Origin of the sequence: Embleya sp. AB8 (assembly GCF_049739465.1) — a bacterium.
Lineage (GTDB): Bacteria > Actinomycetota > Actinomycetes > Streptomycetales > Streptomycetaceae > Embleya.
Window position 1 is genome coordinate 1 of record NZ_JBMHHY010000006.1, and the last position, 24,037, is coordinate 24,037.

Consider the following 24,037-nt stretch of genomic DNA (forward strand, 5'->3'; position numbering starts at 1 on the left):
CATCACCGGCCGCAACCCGCCCCGGGCACCCGCCCCCGCCGCCGACGCATCGAGCCCGACCACACCCGAACCCGCCACCTCCGAGCCCAACACCCACACCGCCCCGCCCGCCGGGACGTCTACAACCGGCGACCCGTCCCCCGGGCCCGCCAAGACCGCCAACGCACCCGTCGGGTCCGAATCCGCACACCCCGAACCCACTTCACCCAAGCCCGACGCCCCACCCCGCTCGCCCACCGCACCCATCACCGGCCGCAACCCGCCCCGGGCACCCGCCCCCGCCGCCGACGCATCGAGCCCGACCACACCCGAACCCGCCACCTCCGAGCCCAACACCCGGGCCACCTCGGCCGCCACGCCCGCCGGGCCGCCCGGGGGCAGTGGGCCGCCGCGGGTGGTCGCGCCGGTCGTCAGTGCGGCCAGCGCGACGTCGAGCAACGGGCGCAGTGCGTCGATCCCCGCCACTCCGCCGGCCAGGGCAGCGTGGCCGGCGGGCTGCTCGGGGGTCATGACGGCGCCGATCCCGGGCGGGCCGCCGTGGCCGCCTCGATGGCGGCGGCCAGGCGTTCCAGGACCGCGTCCGCCTGGAGCTCGGTCATCGTCAGCGGGGGCGACAACCGGACCACGCTGTCGTGTCGGCCGCCCAACTCGACGATCAGGCCGCGGCTCAGGGCCTCGCGGCGGATCGCGAGCGCCAGGTTCGGGGCCGCCGGGCGGACCCCGCGCGCGTCCGGGGCCGCGTCGGGTTCGACGATCTCCACGCCGAGCATCAGACCGCGTCCGCGCACCTCGCCGATGGCCGGCTGACCGGGCATCAGATCCCGTAGCGCGCCCGCGAGTCGGCCGCCGATCCGGGCGGCGTGCACGGGCAGCCGATGCTCGCGGACGAATGCGATCGTCGCGGTGCCGGCCGCCATCGCGAGCTGGTTGCCGCGGAAGGTGCCCGCGCGCGTCCCCGGCCACCAGCGGTCCAGTTCGGCGCGGTAGACCACCGCCGCCAGCGGCAGACTGCCGCCGATCGCCTTGGAGATGACCATCACGTCCGGCACCACGCCGGCATGGTCCACACCCCACATCGCGCCGGTCCGCCCCAGGCCGGTCTGTACCTCGTCCGCGACCAGCGGGATCCCGCGCGCCGCGGTGAGCCGGCGCAACTCGCGCAACCAGCCGTCCGGCGCGGGCAGTACGCCCTCGCCCTGGACCGGCTCCACGATCAGCCCGGCGGGCGTCGGCGCCCCGCCGTCGGGGGCGGCCAACCGGGCGCGCGCGTAGTGCGCGGCGAGCCGCTCGCCCTCGGCGCCGCCGGTGCCGAACGGGCAGCGGTAGTCCTGCGGGAACGGCAGCCGGATCGGATCGCCGGTGCCCGCCCCCGTCGCGTCCCGGATCGCCGGGTCGCCGCCGACCGCGAGTGCGCCGTCGGTCATCCCGTGCCAGGCCCCGGTGAAGGCGACCACCCCGCGCCGCCCGCCGGCGGTCCGGACCAGCTCGAGCGCCGCCTTTACCGCGTCGGTGCCCGCCGGTCCGCAGAACCGGATCCGCCCCTCTCGGGCCAACTCCGGCGGCAGCGTGGCGAACAGCTCCTCGACGAACCGGTCCTCGACCGGGGTGGCCAGGTCGAGCGCGTGCAGCGGCGCCCCGGTGTCGAGCACGCCGCGGATCGCCGCGAGCACCACCGGGTGGTTGTGCCCGAGGGCCAGGGTGCCCGCCCCGGACAGGCAGTCGAGATAGCGCCGACCGTCGGCCCCCTCCACCGTCATCCCCCGAGCGCGCACCGGCACGATCGGCAGCGAGCGGGCGTAGGTGCGGGCCGAGGACTCCCGGGCGCCCGGTCCACGCAGGATGCCCGGCGCATCCGCGAGCGGATCACCCGAGCGCTGCCGGCCGATCCGCGCACCGTCCGCACCCGCGCCGGCCGCACTCGCACCGGCCGATGCCTCGCGATCCGGGCCCGCGTCGGCGCCGGCCGAGCCCACGGGTGCCGGGTCCTCGGTGCCGGAGCGGTCGTCCGGCCTGGTCAGGGCGGCGGTCATGACTGCGGCACCTCCACAAGGGCGATCAAGGGCGATCGGGATTTAGGTAAGGCTTACCTTGGAGTAGTGACGGAAGGCAAAATCCTCACCACAACGAGTGACGATCGCCGGATCGACGGCCCCGCTGAAAACAACGACCGAACCGCCGCCCGATCACGGCCGAGGGCCCCTCCGATACTGTCGGGCGGTCATCCACGGGGGGCGCACACGGGGAGGTAGGCGCGTGACGCGCGGCGTTCGCACGCTGTTCGTCGCGCTGACGGTGGCGGTATCGCTGCTGGTGACGGGCACCGTCATGGCATTGACACTGCGCGGCGTCAGTCACGACGACGGCCACGGCCGGGGGCCGGGAGCACTCGCGGATCCCGGCGATCCGGCGCACTGGACCCCGGAACGCATGAGCCGGGCCAAACCCCGTGACCCGCGCGGCGAGGACGGCCCGCCCGCCCCCTCGGCGGCACCCGGCCGCACCGACCCGACGCCCACGTGGGGACCGCTGCCCGACGTGCTCGCCGAGGCCAAGCCGCCGCCCGTACCGGCCAGACCGGTCCCGCGCCCCTACGCGGGCGAACCCGGCACCATCGCCGTCGGCAAGCTGTTCTTCGAGGCCCCCGACGGCCCCTCCGCCTGCTCGGGCACCGTGGTCGCCGACCCCAAGCGTCCCGGTCACAGCAATCTGGTCTGGACCGCCGGGCACTGCGTACACGCCGGCCGCGGCGGCACCTGGTTCACCAGCCTGCAGTTCGTACCCGCGTTCAACAGCAGCGGCCAGGCCACCCTGGCCAATCTCGGCAACCCCGGCCCGGTCGCCCCGTTCGGCCAGTGGTGGGCGACCTCGGTGGCCACCTCCGACCAGTGGCGCGCCGGCGGCACCGACTCCACCTCGACGGCCACCTCCTACGACTACGCCGTGGTCGAGGTGCGCAACCCCGACCACAGCGCGCGCAGCCTGGAGGAGGTGGTCGGCCGCGCCCTACCGGTGTGGTTCGACGCACCGCGCGCCCTGGCCGCCGCGAGCGCGTACGGCTATCCACAGGACGCCCCGTTCGACGGCCTGACCATGTTCGGCTGCACCCAGGACCCGCGCCGGATGACCGTCGACCCGAACACCCCGCCGCTGCTTCGGATCGGCTGCACGATGACCGCCGGCGCCAGCGGCGGCGGCTGGTATGCCACCGCCCCCGACGGCAGCCTGCGGCTGATCGGGAACAGCGCGCTCAGCGGCGCCGGACACACCTGGATCGCCGGCCCCTACCTGGACCAGGAGGCCCGCCGCATGCTGGACAACCTCAAACGCAAGCGCTGATCGATCCGGAAAACACCGAAAACCCGGCTCGCACCCGGGAAATCGGGTGCGAGCCGGGCCCGTTCGGCCGAACCGCATCCCTTTTGCGGTCCGACAATGGATCAGCGCTTGGCGACCACGAACCGCTCCAGCTCGGCGGCGAGTTGCCGGCCCACCCGGGCGTGCAGCCACGTGCCCGACTCGCGGTGCTCGGTGCCGAGCAGTTCGCCGCTCCCGTGCACCTTGGCCACCAGATCGCCGCGCTCGTAGGGCACGACCACCTCGACCTCGACGTCGGGCCGGGGCAGTTCCTCGTCGATCAGCGCGAGCAGCTCGTCCATGCCCTGCCCGGTGCGGGCGGACACCACGATCGCGTGCTTCTCCCGCCGCAACAGCCGCGCCAGCACCTCCGGATCGGCCGCGTCGGCCTTGTTCACCACCACGATCTCGCGCACCTTGTGCGCCTCGACCTCGGTGAACACCTCGCGTACGGCCGCCAGTTGGGCCTCGGGCGTGGGATCGGAGCCGTCCACCACGTGCAGGATCAGGTCCGCGTCGGCGACCTCCTCCAGGGTGGACCGGAACGCCTCGACCAGCTGGTGCGGCAGGTGCCGCACGAAGCCGACCGTGTCCGCCAGCGTGTAGCCGCGCCCGCTGGGCGTCTCGGCCCGACGCACGGTCGGATCCAGGGTGGCGAACAGCGCGTTCTCCACCAGGACACCCGCACCGGTCAACCGGTTCAGGATCGAGGACTTGCCGGCGTTGGTGTAACCCGCGATGGCCACCGACGGGATCGCGTTGCGCCGGCGCTCCTGTCGCTTGGTGTCGCGGGCCTTCTTCATGTCCGCGATCTCGCGGCGCATCTTGGCCATCTTCTCCCGGATGCGCCGACGATCGGTCTCGATCTTCGTCTCACCGGGACCACGCGTGGCCATGCCGCCACCGCCGCCACCGCCCATCTGGCGAGACAGCGAGGCACCCCAGCCACGCAGGCGCGGCAGCATGTACTGCATCTGCGCCAGCGAGACCTGGGCCTTGCCCTCACGGGACTTGGCGTGTTGGGCGAAGATGTCCAGGATCAGCGCGGTGCGGTCGACGACCTTGACCTTGACCACGTCTTCGAGCTGGATCAACTGACCGGGCGTCAGTTCACCGTCGCAGACCACGGTGTCCGCGCCCGTGGCGATCACCACGTCGCGCAGTTCCCGGGCCTTCCCGGACCCGATGTAGGTGGCCGGGTCCGGCTTGTCGCGGCGCTGGATCAGTCCGTCCAGCACCTGCGAACCCGCGGTCTCGGCCAGCGCCGCGAGTTCCTTGAGCGAGTATTCGGCGTCCGCGGCGGTGCCGTCGGTCCAGACCCCGACCAACACGACCCGTTCCAGGCGAAGCTGTCGGTATTCGACCTCGGTGACATCGGTCAGCTCCGTGGAGAGACCGGCGATCCGGCGGAGCGCGCTGCGCTCCTCGCGGTCGAACTGGTCGCCGTCGTAGTCGACCGGACGACCCCCGACGTCATCGCCCGGTCCGAATCCGTCGAAGGACGCTCCGTCGTCGAAGCCGTCGGCGTCGTCGAATAGCGGAGTCGAGTCCGTGTCGTCGTGTCCGGCGCGGTGTGAGCGAGAAGTCATATCGTCCTGTTCAACGTAGTCGGCGGGCCGCTCCATTCCCCTCGGGCGGCCGTCACGATGGTCCCATGGCGGCCGCCGCGCGGGCATCCGGGTTTTCGGCCGGATTCGGCCCGAAGCGGATCCGACCGCACGGCCGGGACGCGGCGCCCGCCTACCTCACGAGGTGAGCAGCCGGGCCTGGCCCGCGTCGGTGTGCACCTTGACGTGGTTCGGCGACTGGTCGTTGCGCGAGACCTTGACGTCGGTGTCGCCGACCGTGGTGGACACGTCGGTGGCGTACTGCGTCCCGCCGGGCACCCGTACCGTGGCCCGGCCCGCGTTGGTCTTGGCGCTCACGTCGGTCGGCGCCTTGGTGAAGGTCAGGTCTATCGACCCGGCGCTGGTCTGCGCGGTCACCTTGGCCGAGGTCAGCCCCTCGCCGTCGATCTTGCCCGCGCCCGTGTGCAGGTTCAGCGTCCCGGTCAGGTCGCGCAGGGTCACGTTGCCCGCGTCGGTCCGGACGTCGATCCCGGCGCCGCCGCGCGGGATGGTCACGTCGTAGGCGACGAAACAGGCCTTCTTGCTCGCGCAGTTGTAGTCCAGGACCAGCTGACCGTTGCCGTCCACGTTGTGTGTGGTGGTCGGCGCGGTGTTGTCGTAGTGCTGTTTCTCGGTCACCTGGACGTTCTTCACGTCGCCCTCGGTCACCTTGACGTTGCCCGCCGCGCTGTCCACCTTGAGCGACTTCACGGTCTGCGTGACGTCGTAGGACGTGGTCTTCTTCTCCGCGTCGTGCCCGGTGTCCACGTTGAACTCACACGCGGTGAGCGCCAACGGCAGGGCGACCAGAGGGGCGAGCAGGGCCAGTCGACGGTTGCGGGCAGACATGCGGTCTCCTCGGGATAGGGGCGGGGTACGCCGCCCGAACGCACGACCACTCCCCCGCTTGCTTCTCCCCCAAGGCTAGGAAGACCCGCCCGCGCCCGCGTCGGTCCGGCGTCGGGTAAGGCGGGTCCTTCCCTGGCAGGAGAGCACGTCGAGCCGCTCCACCTCCAGGCAGGGCCGGTCTCGGGGTTCTCCCGGACCCCGGTACCGGGACCAGGGCACCGGATCAGTGCGCCAACCGCGCGGCCAACGCCGAGGTGAGCGCGGTGAAATCGGCCGCCTCGGCCTCGTCCAGGACCGCGTAGCAGGCCGCCACGAGCTCGTCGGTGAGCTCTTCGGCGGCCCGGCGGCGGGCCGCCAGATGCTCGGTGACCTCGGGAAACGGCTTTTTGTGCCCGTAGAACTCGAGGTAGGGACCGGCCTCGGCGACCTGCGCCTCGACCGGGCTCAACCGGTGCGCGGTCAGCGCCACGATGTGCAGCCCGCCGCGCTGCTCGCGCAGCGTCTGGAGGTTCTGCGCGAGCCGCGCCGGCGCGTCATCCGGAAGAGGTACACCGCGCCAGGCCGAGTAGAGCGGGGCGTGCGCGCCCAGGTCGTTGGCGCGCACGATCCGGGTGGTGATCTCGGCCAGTCGGGCCACCTCGGGCAGCTCGGCGAGATGCTCGCGGCCCCACGCGCGGGCGCAGTCGGCGTACAACTCGCCGATCCGCGCGGGCGGCGCGACCTTGCGGCCGCTCTCCCACAGCGGTAGCAGGACGCCGGGGGTGAAGTGATGGAACGCGCGCACGAGCGTGTCGTCGTCCACGTCCCCGAGTACGCCGCCGCGACCGGCGACATAGAGCGTGATGCCGTCCAGGCCCAACTCCGCGCCGCGGGCGACGGTGGGCGGCGCGAAGAAGAAGGCCCCCGCCGCCTGGACCGTCGTCTTGACCGCGCGGGTGGTGTCGCGGGCCGTGTCCATGCTGCTCATGCTCGTGTCTCCCCATGACGGCGCTGCTTGACCAGGTCAGGCAAGACCTATCACGGTGTGCGGAGCGAGCACAGGGGCTCGGGCCCCGACCCGGGTCACCCCCGGAGTCGGTCGGAGCACAGGCGGTCGAGGTCGACCGTGCCCTCGGCGACGATCACGGCCGGGCCGGTCATCTCGATGTGGCCGTCCACCCGCTCGGTGATCACCAGGCGCCCGCCCGGGACGTCCACCGTGTAGGTGACCGGCACGCCGGTGCGCGCCGGATCCGCGCCGTCCGCGCGCGCCGCCGCGACCATCACCGCACACGCGCCGGTCCCGCACGACCGGGTCTCCCCCGAGCCGCGCTCGTGCACCCGCATCGCCACGTGGCCCGGCCCGCGACGCACCACGAACTCGACGTTGACCCCGTGCGGGTAGGCACCGGCCGGGGACACCTCGGGCGCCGTGTACAGATTGCCCGCCTGGGCCAGGTCCTCGACGAACACCACCGCGTGCGGGTTGCCCATGTCCACGTTGGTCGCGGGCCGCACGCGCCCCTCGACCTCGACGCCGATGCCGGCGGAGCCGGGCCACCGGGCCACGCCCATGTCCACCGTGATCGCACCCTCGGCGGGCACCGTGACCACCTTGACGCCGCCGCGCGTGGCCACTCGCACCTGGCCCGGCTCGACCAGGCCGCGCTCGACCAGGTGGCGGGCGAACACCCGCACCCCGTTGCCGCACATCTCGGCGATCGACCCGTCGCCGTTGCGATAGTCCATGAACCACTCGGCCTCGCCGGCGAGTTGCTCGGCGGCCGGATCCTTGGCCGAACGAACCACCCGCAGCAGGCCGTCGGCACCGATCCCGGCCCGCCGATCGCACAGCGCGGCGACCTGCTCGACGCCCAGGTCCAACCCGCCGTCCGCATCCGGCACGATGACGAAGTCGTTCTCGGTGCCATGGCCCTTGAAGAAGTGCAGAGTGCTCACCCGACAATCCTAGGCCGCACGAGCGCGCGGTCCCGGCGGGTATTCCGCCGGGACCGCGCGCTCGTGCAATGGCCCGTTATCGGTCCGAGTGCACCACGCCGGCCGCACCGCCACCCCTGCGGGTGGGTTCGGCCACCGCCTGGACCCGCCCGTTCGGGAGGAACTCGAGGGCCGCCGCGGCGCCGATCTCCGGATTGTCCTTGAGCACGTGCCCGCGTTGCTCCAACGCCGTGCGCAGCGGGCCGGGCACCCCCGGTTCGACCTCGGTCGCCGCCCCGTTGCGCTGGGACAACCGCGGCGCGGCGACCGCCGCCGGCAGCGACAGGCCGCGGTCGAGGCGCCCGGTGAGCACCTGGAGCACCGTGGTGATGATGGTCGCGCCGCCGGGCGAGCCGACCGCGAGGAACGGGTGACCGTCGCGCAGCACGATGGTCGGCGACATGCTGCTGCGCGGGCGCTTGCCCGGCGCGGGCAGATTCGGGTCGAACACCCCGGGGGTGAGCGGCGCGAAGTCGAAATCGGTCAGCTCGTTGTTGAGCAGGAAGCCGCGCCCGGGCACGGTGATCGCACTGCCGCCGGTCTGCTCGATGGTCAGCGTGTACGACACCACGTTGCCCCAGCGGTCGGCGGTGACCAGGTGCGTCGTGGACAACCCCTCGGTCGGCTCGGTCGCCTCCGGCGTGCCGGTCGCCGTGCAGTCGTGGTCGTACGGCGGTTTCGGGTCACCCGGCGGGACCGGGCTCACCGCGGCGTGGTCCGGGTCGATCAGGCACGCGCGTTCCCCGGCGAAGCCGTCCGCGAGCAGGCCGCGCAGCGGTACGTCCACGAACGCCGGGTCGCCGACGTAACGATTGCGGTCGGCGAAGGCGAGCCGGGACGCCTCCAGGTAGTAGTGCGTCGCGGTGACGTCGTCCTGCGTGCGCGGGTCGGCGGTCTTCAGGATGTTCAGCGCCTCGCCCACGGTCGACCCGCCCGACGAGGACGGCGCCATGCCGTAGACGTCCAGACCCCGGTAGTCGATCCGGGTCGGCCGCCGGTCCAGGACCCGATAGCGGGCCAGGTCGTCGGTCTCGATCAGGCCGGGCCGGAAGACCCGAGTCGCGTTCGGCGTCACCGGGGGCCGCTGCGCGGTGCGCACCACCTCGCGGCCGAGATCGCCCCGATAGAACCAGTCCACCCCGGCGCGACCGAGTCGGTCGTAGGTCCGGGCCAGGTCCGGGTTGCGGAACACGCTGCCCACCACCGGCGGTTGCCCGTTCGGCAGGAACAACTTCGCGGTCGGCACGATGTCGGCGAACCGGGCCGCGTTCGCCGCGGTCTGGTCGTGGAAGGTCTGGTCCACCACGAATCCGCGCTCGGCCAGCTCGCGGGCCGGGGCCAGGGCCGCGCGCAGATTGGTGGTCCCCCACTCGCGCAGCGCGGTCTGCCAGGTTTGCGGCGTGCCCGGAACCCCCACCGAAAGCCCCGAGTTCACCGCCTGGTCGAACGGGATCGGCCGCCCGGTGGCCGGATCGAGGAAGGTGTCCTTGCCCATCCGGGCGGGCGCCGTCTCCCGCCCGTCCAACGTGCGCACCGTGCGGCTGCGCGCGTCGTAGTAGACGAAGTAGCCGCCACCGCCGATCCCCGCCGAGTAGGGCTCGGTGACCCCGAGCGCGGCGGCCGTGGCCACCGCGGCGTCCACCGCGTTGCCGCCGCGGCGCAGCACGTCCAGGCCGATCCGGGTGGCGTCGGCGTCGACGCTGGAGACCGCGCCGCCCCAGCCGGTGGCCACCGGCACTTTGGCGGGCGGCCCGCCGGGGTGCGCGGAGGCCGTCCCGGGGACGGTCAATGCGAGCCCCAGCGCCGTACCCAGCGCCATGGCGCGACGAACAGAGCGGATCACGACGGGCCTCCCCCGAGCAGGTTTGGTGTGTCACCGACCCTCCACCGTGCCACGCGCACCCCACCCGCAACACCCCTACTCGGGTCGGATCACCCGTTCGAGCGCGGCGTCGAGCAGGTCGGCGCGCGAGTGCTCCAGCCAGTGGATCCGCGGATCCCGCCGGAACCAGGTGTCCTGCCTGCGGGCGAACCGACGGGTGGTGCGCACCGTGTCCTCGCGTGCCTGTTCGTCCGAGCACTCCCCGGCCAGCAGCCGCAACACCTGCGCGTAGCCGAGCGCGCGCGACGCGGTGCGGCCCTCGCGCAGCCCGACCTTCTCCAGTTCGCGCACCTCCTCGACCAGGCCCGCCGACCACATCCGGTCCACGCGCGTGGTGATCCGCTCGTCGAGCACCGGTCGCGGCACGTCCACCCCGATCTGCACGCTGTCGTAGAACGAGCGGTGGGTGGGCAGGGTGGCGGTGAACGGGCGCCCGGTCAGCTCGATCACCTCGAGCGCGCGGACGATCCGCCGGGTGTTGCCCGGCAGGATCGCGGCGGCGGCGGGCGGATCGGCCACGGCCAGGCGCGCGTGCAGCGGTCCGGGCCCCACCCGTTGCGCCTCGGCCTCCAGGCGGGCCCGGATCAGCGGATCGGTACCGGGGAACTCCAGGTCGTCGAGCACCGCGCGGACGTACAGTCCCGAGCCGCCGACCAGGATCGGGGTCCGGCCGCGCGCGAGCAGGTCGTCGACCAGCGCACGGGCGTCGTGCTGGTACTCGGCGACGCTGGCGGAACAGGTCACGTCCCACACGTCGAGCAGATGGTGCGGCACGCCGCCGCGCTCGGCGACGGTCAGCTTGGCGGTGCCGATGTCCATGCCGCGGTAGAGCTGCATGGAGTCGGTGTTGATCACCTCGCCGTCCAGTGCACGGGCCAGGGCGACGCCAAGATCGGATTTTCCGGCCGCAGTGGGACCGACGACGGCTATGACACGGGGACTCACCCCCCAAGTCTGCCGGATCGCGGGCCCGACTCCCGCCGTCGCTCGTTGCGGTACGGCCGCCCGCGAGGTCGTGACCGGCACCGCTCGCCCTCGTTGAGTTCCGGCGACCCGGGTACTTCGGGCGGCGCCGCGGAAGGTCCCCCGTACCGCCGCCGACATGCACGACATCGACCACGGACATACGGTCTAGGAGAAATTGTGAGTGTTTTCGACTGGTTCAAGCGGCGTCCCGATACGGCGGAGGAAAGCGGCTCGTGCTGCTCGGGGAACCCGGCGGGCGCGGACACCGCGACGCTGGTCGAGGACCGGCCCGCGACACCGATCGACGCGGTCGCCGAGGCCGAGCCGGTCGCGGCGGCGGCCACGACGCCCGCTCCCCGGACCGCCGGGGACGCGGCCGAGACATCGGGCCGGGCGGGCGCATCCGAGAAGGAGCAGGACATGGGTGTCTTCGACAACATCAAGGCCAAGGCCGAGAGCCTGCTGGGTCAGCACGGCGACAAGGCGGCGAAGGGCGTCGACAAGGCCGCCGAGGTCGCCGACGAGAAGACCGGCGGCAAGCACACCGAGCAGATCAAGGGCGCGTCGGACAAGGCCAAGGAGGCGCTGGGCGGCAAGACCGAGGGCGAGGCGTCGGACGCGGCCCCCGAAACGCCCCCCGCGCCGCAGCCCCCGGCGGAACCCTCCGCCTGAGCGCGGTAGCCGACGAAGCGGGCGGTGGTCACCGGATCCGGTGACCACCGCCCGCTCGGTGTGTCGGGACGTCCGCGGGTGAACCGGCGCTCAGGACCAGAGCGCCACGAAGTAGCCGACCCCGTACGGCGCCGCGTCGTAGAGCAACCGCCCGCGCCGCCCCGGGCCCGCCGCGCCGGCCAGCGCCTGCAGGGCCGGTCGGCCGGCCACCCACAGCTCGTCGGCCAACGCCGGGTCGAGCGCCGCGAGGGCGACCGGGTCGGCCGCCGCGAGCGCCGCGGCCAGGGCGGCGTCGTACGGCTCGGCGCGGGCGTCGAGATAGCCGGGAGCCTTCTCGGTCCGGCACGCCGACCCGTCGCCGACCACGAGCAGTGCGACCCGTTCGGGGCCCGCGACCAGTTCGGCGCCGCGCGCGGCGCAGTGCGCGGGGTCCGCGTCCGCGGCGAGCACCGCGCCGGACACCGGGCTCGGCGCGGTGCCCGAGGCGATCCGGTCGGCGGCCCACGGCGAGCGGCCCAGCAACCACGCGCCGATCGCCAGCGCGGGGGGCAGCGGCTCGGCGGCGCCGGCGCCCAGGGTCACCTCCAGCTCGACCCCGTACGGCGCGAACGAGCCGATCCCGCCGGCCACGAGGGTCGCGTCCGCGGCTCCCGCGCCCACGACGACCAGCCGGTCCGGCGCCGTCTCGGCCAGCTCGGCCACCGCCCGGTCGCACGCCGCGCGCAGCGCATCCAGCTCCGCGACGGCCCCGCGGGCCAGCTCGGGCACGATCATCGGGGGACACGGGACTACCGCGGCTGCTACGAGCATTCAGGGAGAGTACTAACCAGCCGCCGCGACGCCTCCCGGGGCGCATGATGGGATGGATCACATGGGTGAACTGATGCTGGTGCGACACGGTGAGACCGCATGGAGCCGGTCCGGGCGGCACACGGGGCTGACCGACATCCCACTGACCCCCGAGGGCGAGACGCAGGCCAAGGCGGTGGCGGAACTGCTCGACGGGCGTACCTTCGCGCTCGCGCTGACCAGCCCGCTGGGCCGGGCCCGGCACACCGCCGAACTGGCCGGGATCACCGGGGCGCAGCTCGAACCGGACCTGGTCGAGTGGGACTACGGCGGCTACGAGGGGATCACCACCAACGAGATCCGCGAGCGGGTCCCGGGCTGGGTCCTGTGGCGGGACGGGGTGGTGCCCGGGGACGCCGCGCATCCGGGCGAGTCGATCGTGGACGTGGGCCGTCGGGTGGACCGGGTGCTGGACCGGGTGCGCCCGGTGCTGGCGGCGGGCGAGGACGCGGTGCTCATCGCGCACGGCCACCTGCTGCGCGTGCTCACCGCCCGCTGGCTGGGCCTGCCGCCCGCCGACGGCCGGTTGTTCCGGCTGGACACGGCCCGCCTGTCCACCCTCGGCTACGAGCGCGAACAGCCGGTACTGCTCGGCTGGAACGTGTCCTGACCGACGCCTCCGGCGAGGCGGTCCGCGCAGCCGAGGCAACCGCACGCCGACCTGCGGCGCCCAGCCGGACCGACCGGGACCGCGCCGACTGCGGCCGACGGCCGGTCCCGCTCGGCCGGCACCGCTTCGACCGACGCTCGGTCACGGCAGACCACCGCGGTCGGCGTGGCCGAGGCAATCGGCACGCCGACCGACGGCGTACAGCCGGACCGGCGCGGCCCGCGCGGGTCCGTACCGACACTCCGTCGCAACAGGCCGCCGCCGTACCGCGGTCCGCGCGCCGACCACGGCCGGCCCCGCCCCGCGCTCAGTCGCAGCAGGCGACCGCGGTCGGCGTGGCCTCGGCGGCCGGTGCGCCGATCTGCGGCATCCCGAGCAGTACGCCGGGCTTGGTCGCCGGTGCCGCGGTGCGCCGCTCCCACGCGTCGCCCGCACGCGTGCGGCGGATCGCCAGCGGGGGCCGCTCGGCGAGCAGGTGGTGCGGTGCGGCGTAGCTGATCTCGACCGAGACCAGGTCGCCGGGCCGCACCCCCTCGGCCGGGCGCTCGAAGTGCACGAGCCGGTTGTCCGGGGCCCGCCCGGACAACCGCGCGGTGTCGTGGTCCTTGCGGCCCTCGCCCTCGGCGACCAGCACCTCCAGGGTGCGGCCGACCTGGGCGCGGTTCTCCGCCCAGGAGATCTCCTCCTGGAGCGCGAGCAGCCGCTGGTAGCGCTCGGTGACCACTTCCTTGGGCACCTGGCCGTCCATCGTGGCGGCCGGGGTGCCGGGGCGCTTGGAGTACTGGAAGGTGAACGCCGCGGCGAAGCGCGCCTCGCGCACCGTGTGCAGCGTCTGCTCGAAGTCCTCGTCGGTCTCGCCGGGGAAGCCGACGATGATGTCCGTGGAGATCGCCGCGTCCGGCATCGCCGCGCGCACCCGCTCGATGATCCCGAGGTACTTGTCCTGCCGGTAGGAGCGGCGCATCGCGCGCAACACCCGATCCGAGCCGGATTGCAGCGGCATGTGCAGCTGGTGCATCACGTTCGGCGTCTCGGCCATCGCGGCGATCACGTCGTCGGTGAAGTCGCGCGGGTGCGGCGAGGTGAACCGCACCCGCTCCAGGCCGTCGATCCGCCCGCACGAGCGCAGCAGCTTGGAGAACGCCTCGCGGTCGCCCATGTCCGAGCCGTAGGCGTTGACATTCTGCCCGAGCAGGGTGACCTCGATCACGCCCTCGCCGACCAGCGTCTCGATCTCGGCGAGCACGTCGCCGGGTCGGCGGTCCTTCTCCTTGCCGCGCAGCGCCGGCACGATGCAGAACGTGCAGGTGTTGTTGCAGCCCACCGAGATCGCCACCCACGCCGCGTAGGCCGATTCGCGCCGGGTGGGCAGCGTGGAGGGGAAGACGTCGAGCGACTCCAGGATCTCGACCTGGGCCTCCTGCTCGATCCGGGCCCGCTCCAGCAGCACCGGCAGCGAGCCCACGTTGTGCGTGCCGAAGACCACGTCCACCCACGGCGCCTTGCGCACGATGGTGTCCCGGTCCTTCTGCGCGAGGCAGCCGCCGACCGCGATCTGCATGCCGGGGCGTTCGGCCTTCGCGGGCGCGAGGTGGCCGAGGTTGCCGTAGAGCTTGTTGTCCGCGTTCTCGCGGACGGCGCACGTGTTGAAGACGACCACGTCGGCCGGCTCCCCCTTGGGCGCGCGCACGTATCCCGCGTCCTCCAGCAGCCCGGACAGCCGCTCGGAGTCGTGGACGTTCATCTGGCACCCGTAGGTGCGCACCTCATAGCTTCGCGCAGTCATAACACCCGACAGGGTACGGGGTTTGCTTCCCCGCGTGTGTGGCCGCCCGCCATGGCAATATCGCCGCCGTGCCCTCCTCGTCGTTCCGCCCCGTTTCCCTGCGCGACGCCTACGCGCGCCGCCCCCACCTGGTCCGGGTCGGGTTCGCGACGCTGGTGCTGCTGTGTCTGGTCGGGGGCTACCTGGTCTTCTCCGGCGACGACCGGACCACGCCGGGCGGGCCGGTGTCGTTGGCCACCGGGGTCCCGACCGGGGTGTATCACCGCTATGGCGAACTGCTGCGGCCCAGGCTGTCCGCGGACCTGAACGTGCGGGTCACGGTGAACACCAGCGGGGGGTCCGTGGAGAACCTGCGCCGGGTGGTCGAGGGCACGGACACCTTCGGGATCTCCACCTCGGACGCCGTCGCCGATCTGCCGCCGGGCGATCGTGACCAGTTGCGCGCGGTCGCCCGGCTCTACGACGACTATGTGCAACTGGTCGTGCCCGCCGGCTCCCCCATACAGAAGATCACCGACCTGCGCGGACGCCGGGTGGTGGTCGGACTGCCCGGCTCCGGCGTCGAGTTGATCACCCGGCGGTTGTTGAGCGAGGTGGGGATGAGCGACCTGGAGCACACGATCGTCCCGGTCCGGATCGGCATCGGCGAGGCCGGCCGGCGGTTGCGCGACGGCACCGTGGACGCGTTCTTCTGGTCCGGCGGGCTGCCCACCGGGGCGGTCTCCGACCTGGCCGAGCACTGGTCGGTGCGGCTGGTGCAACTCGGCGATCTGGCGGGCAAGCTGCGCGATCGCTACGGGCCGGTGTACCGCGAGGCGGTGGTGCCGGCGGACGCCTACCCCGGCGGGACCGAGACGCCCACGATCGCGGTGCCGAACCTGTTGGTCACCCGGGCCTCGCAGGATCCGGCGCTGATCAGGCGGGTGACCGAGACGGTGATGGAGAACCGGCAGGTGATCGGACGCGAGGTGCACGCCGCCCAGTTGGTCGACCCCAGGACGGCGATCTTCACCGATCCGCTGCCGCTGCACACCGGCGCCGAGCGGTGGTACCGATCGGTGAAACCCTGATCGGACAGATCGTGATGCGCAGAGCGTCGCGCGAAGCGGCTCCGATGGCACATGCTGGGTCGTGTCATCGTGTTCGGGACCGACATCTACGCTCTGAGCCTGTGGGCCGGACCGTGCGCGCGGTCCCCGAACCGACGCTGTGAGCCGACCGGGGGGAAGGCCGCACACATGGTCAGGGAGGCCCGCTTGCTCGGGAGGAGGGTGCGACCGCGGTGTCCGAGGGGGAGATCGGCCGAATACTGAACAATCGTTACCGCCTCAGCCGCAGTCTCGGCCGAGGCGGTATGGGCGAGGTCTGGCTGGCCGTCGACACCGCCCTCGGTCGCGAGGTCGCGGTCAAGGAACTGCTGCTGCCGAAGTCGCTGGACGCCGGATCGCAACGATCCTGGCTGGAGCGCAGCAAACGCGAGGCGATCGCGGCGGCCCGAATCCGCCACGAGAACGTGGTGACGGTGCACGACGTCTTCGAAGAGGACGGTTTGCCGTGGATCGTCATGGAATTGGTGATTTCCCGGTCACTGGCCGACGTGATCCGCGCGGAGGGTCGACTCGACCACGCCGAGGCGGCCCGGATCGGCCTGGACGTGCTGCGCGCGCTGCGGGCCGCGCACGCCAAGGGCGTGCTGCACCGGGACGTCAAACCCGCCAACGTGCTGCTCGGCATGGACGGCCGGGTGGTGCTCACCGACTTCGGCATCGCCACCTTCGCCGACGCGCCGCAGGTGACCCAGTTCGGCGAACTCCTGGGCACCCCGGGCTATCTCGCGCCCGAACGCGCCGAGCAGTTCGCCCGGGCCCGACCGAGTGTGCTCACCGACGCAACGAACGGGGACCACACCCTCGCCGACCACGCGGACGTGCTGGATCCGGCGTCCGACCTGTGGTCGCTCGGCGCGACGCTCTACGAGATGGTCGAGGGCCTGGCGCCGTTTCGCCGGGCCTCCCCCGTGGAGGTCGTGGACGCGGTGGTCAACGCGCCGCCCGCACCGCCCCGGCATGCCGGCCCGCTGGAGCCGGTGATCATGGGCCTGTTGCGCAAGGACCCGACCCGGCGCCTGGACGCCAAGGAGACCGACGCGCTGCTGACCCGGGTCGTGCAGGACTCGGTGCCGGTGACCTGGGGCGGCGATCCGCTGCCCCGGCGCGAGCGCGAGGAGGACGTCGAGGCGACCTACGCCGGCGAACCGCCGAGCCAGGAGCCGCCGACCCGCCCGCCGACCGGGACCCGGTGGTGGCGGCGCACCCGGATCGCGTTGCCCGCCGCGCTGGCCTTCCTGCTGGTCGCGGTCGGCGCGTCGTGGCTGGCGGTGGAGAACAACCGGGCCGAGGGCGGCACACACGCCCCCGACCCGTTCGCCAATCTGCGCAAGAACTCGCCGACGTACCGGGCGATGCTGGCCCGGGGCCGGGTGATCATCGGGGTCAAGCCGGACCAGCCGGGGTGGAGTGTGCGCACCGGCGATCAGGCCTACCAGGGCTTCGACGACGACGTGGCCCGGATGATCGCGGAGGACCTCGGGTTCAAGGACCGCATCTCGTTCATGGACGTGGAGACGCAGAACCGCGAGTATCGGATCACCAGTGGTCAGGTCGACCTGGTCGTGGCGAGCTACACGATCAACGCGGCCCGGTCGCAGAAGGTCTCCTTCGCCGGCCCGTACTACATCGCGGGTCAGGACTTCCTGGTCCGGGCGAACGAGCCGGGCGTGGGCGGCCCCGAGGACCTCGCGGGCAGCGCGGTGTGCGTGGTGCGCGAGTCGACCTCGGCGGTGCGCATCCGCGGCGAGTTCCCGACCATGCGGGTCCAGGAGCGCGGCAAGTACTCGGAGTGCGTGGACGAGTTGCTGGCCGGGAACGTGCGCGGGGTCAGCACGGACGACGCGATCCTGTCCGGCTTCGTCGCGCAACACCCGGACACGCTGCGGATCCTGGGCCGGCCGTTCTCCGACGAGCCGTACGGCGTGGGCCTGAGCAAGGGCGACATGGCGCTCGCCGACGCGGTGTGCGGCGCGCTGAACCGGCACATCGCCAACGGCGACTGGCAACGTGCCTACGACGTCCGACTGCGCCCGCTGGGCCTGCCGCAACCCCGGGCCCCGCAGTGCCGGGTGGCCGAATAGCGCGCACCGGAACGGACCCGGCCGGCGGTCGGCTCGGCCCCAGGTCCGGCGGCTCGGACCCGAGCTAGTCCGCCCTGGGCACGGTCAGCGTCACGGTCAGCCCGCCGCCCTCGCGCGCGGCGAAGTCGATCCGGCCGCCGCTCGCGCCGAGCAGCGTGCGGGCGATCGACAGGCCCAGGCCCGAGCCGTCCACATTCTGGTGTCGCGGGCTGCGCCAGAACCGGTCGCCCACCCGCCGCATCTCCTCGAAGGTCAGGCCCGGGCCGCGGTCGCTGACCCGGATCTCCACCTCGCCGCCGACCGCCGAGCAGGCCACGGTGATCGTGGTGTTCTCGGGGGCGAACTTGAGCGCGTTGTCCAGGATCGCGTCCAGCGCGCTGCCGAGCGTGACCGGGTCCACGTTGCCGGTCAGCGCGAGCGGGCCCTCCTGTTCCAGCCGGCGACCGCGGGTACGCGCCAACGTCCGCCAGGCGTCCACCCGTTCGTGTACCAGCGCCGCCACGTCCACCGCCCGGGCGGCCGGGCGGGCGTTCTCGGCCAGGGCCAACTCCAGGAGTTCGTCCAGCACATGGGTCAGTCGGCGACCCTCGTCCCGCACCCCGTCCAACGTCTCGCCGTGCCCCGGCGGCAACGACAGACCCAGTTCCTCGATCCGCAACAGCAGCGCGGACAGCGGATTGCGCAACTGGTGCGAGGCATCTGCGGCGAATGCCCGCTGCTGGTCGACCACGGTCTCCACGTGGTCCGCCATCTCGTTGAACGACCGGGCCAGCCGCCGCAGTTCGGGTGGCCCCTGGGCGCCCGCCACCCGCGCGCCGAGCCGGCCGGTGGCGATCTCGTGGGTGACCGAGTCGAGCACCCGGACCGGGCGCAACACCCACCCGGTGAGCCGGGTCGCGAGGAGCAACGCGGCGAGCACCGCGACCACTTCGCCGGCGAACAGGATCATCCACACCCGCTGGGTCTTCGAGCGCATCCGGCCGGTCGGCGAATCGGTGAGCACGACCGCGACCACGTCGCCGCGGTGGATCACCGGCACCGCCACCACGATACGATCGCGCTCCCACGGCCACACCTGCCCGGGGTCGTCGCTGCGCCGCCCGGCGAGCGCCTCGGTGAACGCGGGCGAGCGCGGATCGACCCGAAATCCCGTGTGGGACACGGCGATCGGCTGGCCGCGCCGGTCGAAGGCGCCGACCCGGATGCCGTAGATCGCCTCGTAGCGTTCCAGTTCGGAGCGCAACATGTCCAGGTCCGCGGCATCCGGCCCGGGCGGCACGCCGCCGTCGGTCTGGGCGCGCAACGTGTCCGACACCACGGTCAGTTGGGTGTCCGAGACGAACCGGGTGAGGTCGTCCACCCGATCCCGGATCAGCTCCTGTTGATGGGCGGAGGCGCGGGAGATCGCCAACGGGACGCCGAGCGCGATCAGCACTGCGGTCATCAGGGCAAGGAGCAACGCGAGCAGGCGGGTGCGCACAGAATCCGGTGACGATCCGTCGGGAAGCCGCTGGGGTCAGGCCTCGGGAACGACACGGTAGCCCACACCCCGCACCGTCCCGACGATCGCCGGATTCCCGAACATGCAGCGCTGCAAGGCGCAGGCGGGTGCGCACAGAATCCGGTGACGATCCGTCGGGAAGCCGCTGGGGTCAGGCCTCGGGAACGACACGGTAGCCCACACCCCGCACCGTCTCGACGATCGCCGGATTCCCGAGCTTGGAACGCAGCGACGCGACGTGCACCTCCAGGGTGCGATTGTTGCCGGCCCAGCTGGTGTGCCAGACCTCGCTGATGATCTGTTCCCGCCGAAAGACCACGCCGGGCCGCTGGGCGAGCAGCGCGAGCAGGTCGAACTCCTTGCGGGTGAGCACCACGTCGGTGCCGCCCACGGTGACCCGGCGGGTGGCCGGGTCCAATTCGATGCCGCCGGGCCCCTTGGCCGCGGGCGGGGCGTCCGGGGCCGGCGCGTCGCTGCGCGTGCGTCTGCTCACCGCGTGGATCCGGGCCAGCAGTTCGCCGATGTCGTAGGGCTTGGTGACGTAGTCGTCGGCGCCCAGGTTCAGCCCGTGTATCCGGGACCGGATGTCCGCCCGCGCGGTCACCATGATCACCGGCACGTCGCACAGCCGGCGAATCCGACTGCACACCTCGAAGCCGTCGTGGTCGGGCAACGACAGGTCGAGCAGCACCACGTCGGGCAGGTCGTCGATCGCGGCGAGGGCCTCCTCGCCCGTGGTGGCGTGCCGCACGGTGAAGCCGTGCCGACCCAGAACCGCGCGTAGCGGCGCGGCGACTCGCAGATCATCCTCGACGAGCAGAAGGCGCACGTGGTTCCTCGCATCTGACGGTCCGTTACCGACTCTTGACCTCAAGAGAGGCTCAAGTGCACTGACTGGGGGGGTGCCGGCTGCCCTAGTGTCACGCACCACCCGGCCTCGCCGGGAGACTCTCGAACCCATCTGCCACCCGGTCGCGCAAAAAGATACGGGACGACTCTGGACGGAGCCCGCCATCGTGACGACGGATGCCTCTGAGACCGCACCGAAGCCGCCGGTGCTCGCGAAGGGCGACACCACCCACGACACGCAGCCCGGCGAGCCCCTCGTCGTGTTGGAGAGCGTCAACAAGCACTTCGGCGCGCTGCACGTATTGCAGGACATCGACCTGACGATCCACAAGGGCGAGGTCGTCGTGGTCATCGGTCCGTCCGGATCGGGCAAGTCGACGCTGTGCCGCACGATCAACCGCCTGGAGGCGATCGACGGCGGCCGAATCACCATCGACGGCGACCTGCTGCCGCAGGAGGGCCGCGAACTCGCCCGGCTGCGCTCGGACGTGGGCATGGTGTTCCAGTCCTTCAACCTGTTCGCGCACAAGACCGTGTTGCAGAACGTGATGCTCGGCCCGCTCCGGGTCCGCCGCGAAAAGCACGACGTGGTCGCCGAGCGGGCCCGCGAACTGCTCGACCGGGTCGGCGTGGCCAGCCAGGCGGACAAGTACCCCGCGCAACTGTCCGGCGGCCAGCAGCAGCGGGTCGCGATCGCCCGCGCGCTGGCCATGCAGCCCAAGGTGATGCTCTTCGACGAGCCCACCTCGGCGCTCGACCCGGAGATGATCAACGAGGTCCTGGAGGTCATGCGCGACCTGGCCCGCGAGGGCATGACGATGGTCGTGGTGACCCACGAGATGGGCTTCGCGCGCTCCGCCGCGAATCGGGTGATCTTCATGGCCGACGGCCGCATCGTCGAGGAGAACACGCCCGAGGAGTTCTTCAGCAACCCGCGCAGCGACCGGGCCCGGGACTTCCTCTCCAAGATCCTGCACCACTGAGCGCCGCCGGGCGCCCCCAGCGCGCCCGGTTGCTCAACTCCCGCTCGGCACCCCGAAGTTCAGCGGTCGTTCGGCCCATTTCCCTTTTCCCACAAGGACGTTGACATGAAGATGCGCTCATCCGTGGCGGTCGCCGGCATCGCCGTGCTCGCCCTGTTCGGTACCGCGTGTGGCAAGAGCGGTTCGCCCGAGGCCAAGACGCCGGCCGCGGGCACCGGTGGTTCGCCGGGCGCGCCGGGCGCGGCCAAGGCCGAACTGCCCACGTACACCGCGAAGGCCGATGTGGCGATCACCGGCTCGAAGACCTTCGACGCGGCCAAGTCGCGCGGCAAGCTGATCGTCGGCGCCAAGGAGGACCAGCCCTTCCTCGGCTCCAAGGACCCGGCCACCGGCAAGGTCTCCGGCTTCGACATCGAGATCGCCAAGATGATCGCGGCCGACCTCGGCTTCGGCCCGGACAAGATCGAGTTCAAGGCGATCGCCTCGACCAACCGGGAGAACGCGCTCGTCAACGGCGACATCGACTACTACGTCGGCACCTACAGCATCACCGACAAGCGCAAGCAGCAGGTGTCCTTCGCGGGCCCGTACTACATCGCCGGCCAGTCCCTCCTGGTCCGCAAGAGCGAGACCTCGATCACCGGCAAGGACACCATCAAGGGCAAGACGGTGTGTTCCGCCAAGGGTTCGACCCCGCTGCAGAACCTGCAGGCCAACTTCCCGGACACCACCACCCGGGCCTTCGACACCTACTCGCTGTGTGTCGAGAGCCTGCTGTCCAACCAGGTCGACGCGGTCTCCACGGACGACGCGATCCTCAAGGGCTACGCGGCCAAGGACCCCGGCTCGCTCAAGGTGGTCGGCGACCCGTTCACCGTCGAGAACTACGGCGTCGGCCTGAACAAGGACGACGCGACCTTCCGCAACGCGGTCAGCGACGCGCTCGAGGCGCACGAGAAGAACGGCGACTGGAAGAAGGCCTACGACGCCACGCTCGGTCTGTCCGGCTCGGCCGCCCCGGCCATCCCGGCGCTCGTCCGCTACTGACCGGCCGCAGTACCGACCCACCGCGGTCGCGCGCGTCGGCGGGTCCCGGCTCCCCCGGGACCGGCCGGCGCGCGACCCCTCCCGTCCCCACCGCACACGTACGGGGGATCGGGCAGCCACCCCACCCCTGAACCCACGATCACGGAGAGGAGGGCTCGATCACGATGCTCGAGGTGATCCAGGACAACTGGGATCTCTTGTGGCACGGCTTCGTCGGGACGCTCAAGCTGACCGTCGTCTGTGGGATCGTGTCGCTTCTGCTCGGCACGCTGATAGCCGCGTGTCGGGTCTCGCCGGTACCGCCGCTGCGCTGGTTCGGCACCGCCTACGTCACGCTCTTTCGCAACACCCCCCTGACGCTGATCTTCTTCTTCGTCGCACTCGGCTTCCCGAAGTTGCGATTCAACTTCTCCTTCTTCGAGTTCGCGGTCATCGCGGTGAGCACCTACACCGCCGCGTTCATCTGCGAGGCGATCCGCTCGGGCATCAACACCGTGCCGATCGGCCAGGCCGAGGCGGCCCGCAGCCTGGGCATGTCCTTCACCCAGACGTTGGGCCAGATCGTGCTGCCGCAGGCCGGTCGGGCGGCGGTCCCGCCGATCGGCAGCCTGCTGATCGCGATGGTCCGCAACTCGGCCATCGCCAGCGCCTTCAACGTCACCGAACTCATGGGCACGAGGTCGGAGATGGTGGAGAACGGCTACAAGGCGGTGTGGGTCCTGCTGTGGATCGCGGTCGGCTACCTGATCATCACCCTGACCATGAGCGCGGGCCTCGCCGCGCTCGAGAAGAAGCTGGCGGTGGTCCGATGAGCCGCGAAGCGAGCGTGCTGTTCGACGTACCCGGTCCCCGGGCCCGGCGGCGCAACCTGATCGTCGGCGTACTCGGCAGCCTGGCCCTGGCCGGCTTCCTGGTCTTCGTGATCGTCCGGTTCGACGACACCGGCCAGTTCGAGTCGGCCAAGTGGGACCCGTTCCAGTACAGCGGGGTCCAGCAGTTCATCTTCGACGGCCTCAAGGCCACGCTCAAGGCGTTCGCGCTGGCCGCGGTGTTCTCCATCGTGCTCGGCGCGTTCCTGGCCGCGGGCCGGCTCTCCGATCACCGGATCGTGCGCTGGGCCTCGACCACGTTCGTCACCTTCTTCCGCGCGATGCCACTGCTCGTACTGATCTTCATGCTCTACCTGGTGCCCGCCAGTCAGGGCTGGTGGAAGTGGGAACCGCTGTGGCCGCTGGTGGTCGGCCTGACCATCTACAACGGCACCGTGCAGGCGGAGAACATCCGGGCCGGCATCCTGGCCGTGCCCAGGGGGCAGAGCGAGGCGGCCTACGCGCTGGGCCTGCGCAAGACCCAGGTGATGACGCTGATCCTGGTCCCACAGGGCATCCGCACCATGCTGCCGACGATCATCAGCCAGATCGTGGTGACCCTCAAGGACACCTCGCTCGGCTTCCTGATCACCTACCCGGAACTGCTCGCGGCGGCCAAGCTGATCGGCGGCTACCAGGACTACAACATGCCGTTCATCCCGGTCACCATCATCGTCGGCACGATCTACATCGCGATGTGCATGATCCTGTCGGCCCTGGCGACCTGGCTGGAACGCAGGCTGCGCACCTCCCGCAAGGGCAAGCCGCCGGCCGCGGCGACCGCGGGGGCGGGCCCGGCGGCCCTGCCCCGGGACGCGATGGCCGTCTGACCCCTCGCCACACGGGTGCCGCCTTCGGTGAGTCGCCGGGGCGGCACCCGGCATGGCACCCGGCCCGGCGGGCCTGCTCGCCTCGCCGATCACCCCGAACCCGGCTCCCGGGCAGGCACGTTGCCGAACCCGGCAGCGGCGCCACCCACGACCGACGCCCCGCGGTGACCCCACCCGCGGGGCGTCGCTTTGTCGTCGAAGGGCCCCGGTGCCGGA

General features: G+C 72.1%; 20 protein-coding genes and 1 pseudogene. 9 read left to right on the forward strand and 12 right to left on the reverse strand.

Annotation, left to right across the window (positions count from 1 at the left end; all coding sequences use genetic code 11):
• Both ABIA38_RS10115 and ABIA38_RS10120 read right to left on the reverse strand, forming a co-directional pair.
• Window positions 1-510, reverse strand: a pseudogene (locus ABIA38_RS10115) (aspartate aminotransferase family protein); the annotation flags it as partial.
• Window positions 507-2,030 (reverse strand): diaminobutyrate--2-oxoglutarate transaminase family protein, encoded by a 1,524-nt coding sequence (locus ABIA38_RS10120; protein WP_424638181.1) that lies wholly within the window; start codon window positions 2,028-2,030, stop codon window positions 507-509. The gene ABIA38_RS10120 and the pseudogene ABIA38_RS10115, both read right to left, overlap by 4 nt.
• A gap of 223 nt (window positions 2,031-2,253) precedes the next feature.
• Between ABIA38_RS10120 and ABIA38_RS10125 the strand changes: the two genes are divergently transcribed.
• Complete coding sequence (locus ABIA38_RS10125) at window positions 2,254-3,336, forward strand: trypsin-like serine peptidase (RefSeq protein WP_424638182.1); 1,083 nt, start codon at window positions 2,254-2,256, stop codon at window positions 3,334-3,336.
• A 101-nt stretch (window positions 3,337-3,437) separates the two neighbouring features.
• On the opposite strand, the gene hflX is transcribed toward ABIA38_RS10125, so the two are convergent.
• The 6 genes from hflX to miaA all read right to left on the reverse strand — a co-directional run bounded on the left by hflX (window position 3,438) and on the right by miaA (window position 10,614).
• Window positions 3,438-4,943 carry a GTPase HflX gene (gene hflX / locus ABIA38_RS10130; RefSeq protein ID WP_424638183.1) on the reverse strand — a complete coding sequence of 502 codons (1,506 nt, stop codon included), beginning with the start codon at window positions 4,941-4,943 and terminating at the stop codon, window positions 3,438-3,440.
• Between the two features lie 156 nt (window positions 4,944-5,099).
• Complete coding sequence (locus ABIA38_RS10135; protein ID WP_424638184.1) at window positions 5,100-5,810, reverse strand: DUF4097 family beta strand repeat-containing protein; 711 nt, start codon at window positions 5,808-5,810, stop codon at window positions 5,100-5,102.
• A 223-nt stretch (window positions 5,811-6,033) separates the two neighbouring features.
• Entirely contained in the window at window positions 6,034-6,777 is a 744-nt protein-coding gene (locus ABIA38_RS10140) for an SCO6745 family protein (protein ID WP_424638185.1), read from the reverse strand.
• A 95-nt stretch (window positions 6,778-6,872) separates the two neighbouring features.
• A complete protein-coding gene (dapF, locus tag ABIA38_RS10145) occupies window positions 6,873-7,748 on the reverse strand; it encodes a diaminopimelate epimerase (protein WP_424638186.1) in 876 nt (291 codons plus the stop codon).
• A 76-nt stretch (window positions 7,749-7,824) separates the two neighbouring features.
• Window positions 7,825-9,606: a gamma-glutamyltransferase gene (ggt, locus tag ABIA38_RS10150; protein ID WP_424638426.1), complete on the reverse strand. Its 1,782-nt coding sequence runs from the start codon at window positions 9,604-9,606 to the stop codon at window positions 7,825-7,827.
• Between the two features lie 99 nt (window positions 9,607-9,705).
• Window positions 9,706-10,614: a tRNA (adenosine(37)-N6)-dimethylallyltransferase MiaA gene (gene miaA / locus ABIA38_RS10155; protein WP_424638187.1), complete on the reverse strand. Its 909-nt coding sequence runs from the start codon at window positions 10,612-10,614 to the stop codon at window positions 9,706-9,708.
• A 198-nt stretch (window positions 10,615-10,812) separates the two neighbouring features.
• Here miaA and ABIA38_RS10160 point away from each other — a divergent pair, with 198 nt between their 5' ends.
• The gene (locus ABIA38_RS10160) at window positions 10,813-11,307 is read left to right on the forward strand and encodes an antitoxin (RefSeq protein ID WP_424638188.1); all 495 of its coding nucleotides are present in this window, start codon (window positions 10,813-10,815) and stop codon (window positions 11,305-11,307) included.
• 90 nt (window positions 11,308-11,397) lie between these two features.
• Here the strand turns inward: ABIA38_RS10160 and ABIA38_RS10165 are convergent, their stop codons facing one another.
• Entirely contained in the window at window positions 11,398-12,117 is a 720-nt protein-coding gene (locus tag ABIA38_RS10165) for a hypothetical protein (protein WP_424638189.1), read from the reverse strand.
• 61 nt (window positions 12,118-12,178) lie between these two features.
• Between ABIA38_RS10165 and ABIA38_RS10170 the strand changes: the two genes are divergently transcribed.
• A complete protein-coding gene (locus ABIA38_RS10170; protein WP_424638190.1) occupies window positions 12,179-12,766 on the forward strand; it encodes a histidine phosphatase family protein in 588 nt (195 codons plus the stop codon).
• A 307-nt stretch (window positions 12,767-13,073) separates the two neighbouring features.
• Here the strand turns inward: ABIA38_RS10170 and miaB are convergent, their stop codons facing one another.
• A complete protein-coding gene (miaB, locus tag ABIA38_RS10175) occupies window positions 13,074-14,552 on the reverse strand; it encodes a tRNA (N6-isopentenyl adenosine(37)-C2)-methylthiotransferase MiaB (RefSeq protein ID WP_424638191.1) in 1,479 nt (492 codons plus the stop codon).
• Window positions 14,553-14,620: 68 nt separating this feature from the next.
• Between miaB and ABIA38_RS10180 the strand changes: the two genes are divergently transcribed.
• Both ABIA38_RS10180 and ABIA38_RS10185 read left to right on the forward strand, forming a co-directional pair.
• Complete coding sequence (locus tag ABIA38_RS10180) at window positions 14,621-15,622, forward strand: TAXI family TRAP transporter solute-binding subunit (RefSeq protein ID WP_424638192.1); 1,002 nt, start codon at window positions 14,621-14,623, stop codon at window positions 15,620-15,622.
• 212 nt (window positions 15,623-15,834) lie between these two features.
• The gene (locus tag ABIA38_RS10185; protein ID WP_424638193.1) at window positions 15,835-17,742 is read left to right on the forward strand and encodes a bifunctional serine/threonine-protein kinase/glutamate ABC transporter substrate-binding protein; all 1,908 of its coding nucleotides are present in this window, start codon (window positions 15,835-15,837) and stop codon (window positions 17,740-17,742) included.
• A gap of 64 nt (window positions 17,743-17,806) precedes the next feature.
• On the opposite strand, the gene ABIA38_RS10190 is transcribed toward ABIA38_RS10185, so the two are convergent.
• Window positions 17,807-19,222 (reverse strand): sensor histidine kinase, encoded by a 1,416-nt coding sequence (locus tag ABIA38_RS10190; protein WP_424638194.1) that lies wholly within the window; start codon window positions 19,220-19,222, stop codon window positions 17,807-17,809.
• Window positions 19,223-19,394: 172 nt separating this feature from the next.
• Window positions 19,395-20,072 (reverse strand): response regulator transcription factor, encoded by a 678-nt coding sequence (locus tag ABIA38_RS10195; protein WP_424638195.1) that lies wholly within the window; start codon window positions 20,070-20,072, stop codon window positions 19,395-19,397.
• A gap of 226 nt (window positions 20,073-20,298) precedes the next feature.
• Here ABIA38_RS10195 and ABIA38_RS10200 point away from each other — a divergent pair, with 226 nt between their 5' ends.
• From ABIA38_RS10200 to ABIA38_RS10215, 4 genes are all read left to right on the forward strand, one after another.
• The gene (locus tag ABIA38_RS10200; protein WP_424638427.1) at window positions 20,299-21,075 is read left to right on the forward strand and encodes an amino acid ABC transporter ATP-binding protein; all 777 of its coding nucleotides are present in this window, start codon (window positions 20,299-20,301) and stop codon (window positions 21,073-21,075) included.
• Between the two features lie 105 nt (window positions 21,076-21,180).
• Window positions 21,181-22,122 carry a transporter substrate-binding domain-containing protein gene (locus ABIA38_RS10205; protein ID WP_424638196.1) on the forward strand — a complete coding sequence of 314 codons (942 nt, stop codon included), beginning with the start codon at window positions 21,181-21,183 and terminating at the stop codon, window positions 22,120-22,122.
• Window positions 22,123-22,286: 164 nt separating this feature from the next.
• Window positions 22,287-22,934, forward strand: a complete 648-nt coding sequence (locus tag ABIA38_RS10210) for an amino acid ABC transporter permease (protein WP_424638197.1) — start codon at window positions 22,287-22,289, stop codon at window positions 22,932-22,934.
• Window positions 22,931-23,821, forward strand: a complete 891-nt coding sequence (locus ABIA38_RS10215) for an amino acid ABC transporter permease (protein ID WP_424638198.1) — start codon at window positions 22,931-22,933, stop codon at window positions 23,819-23,821. Before ABIA38_RS10210 ends, ABIA38_RS10215 begins: the two co-directional genes overlap by 4 nt.
• The last annotated feature ends 216 nt before the right edge of the window (window positions 23,822-24,037 follow it).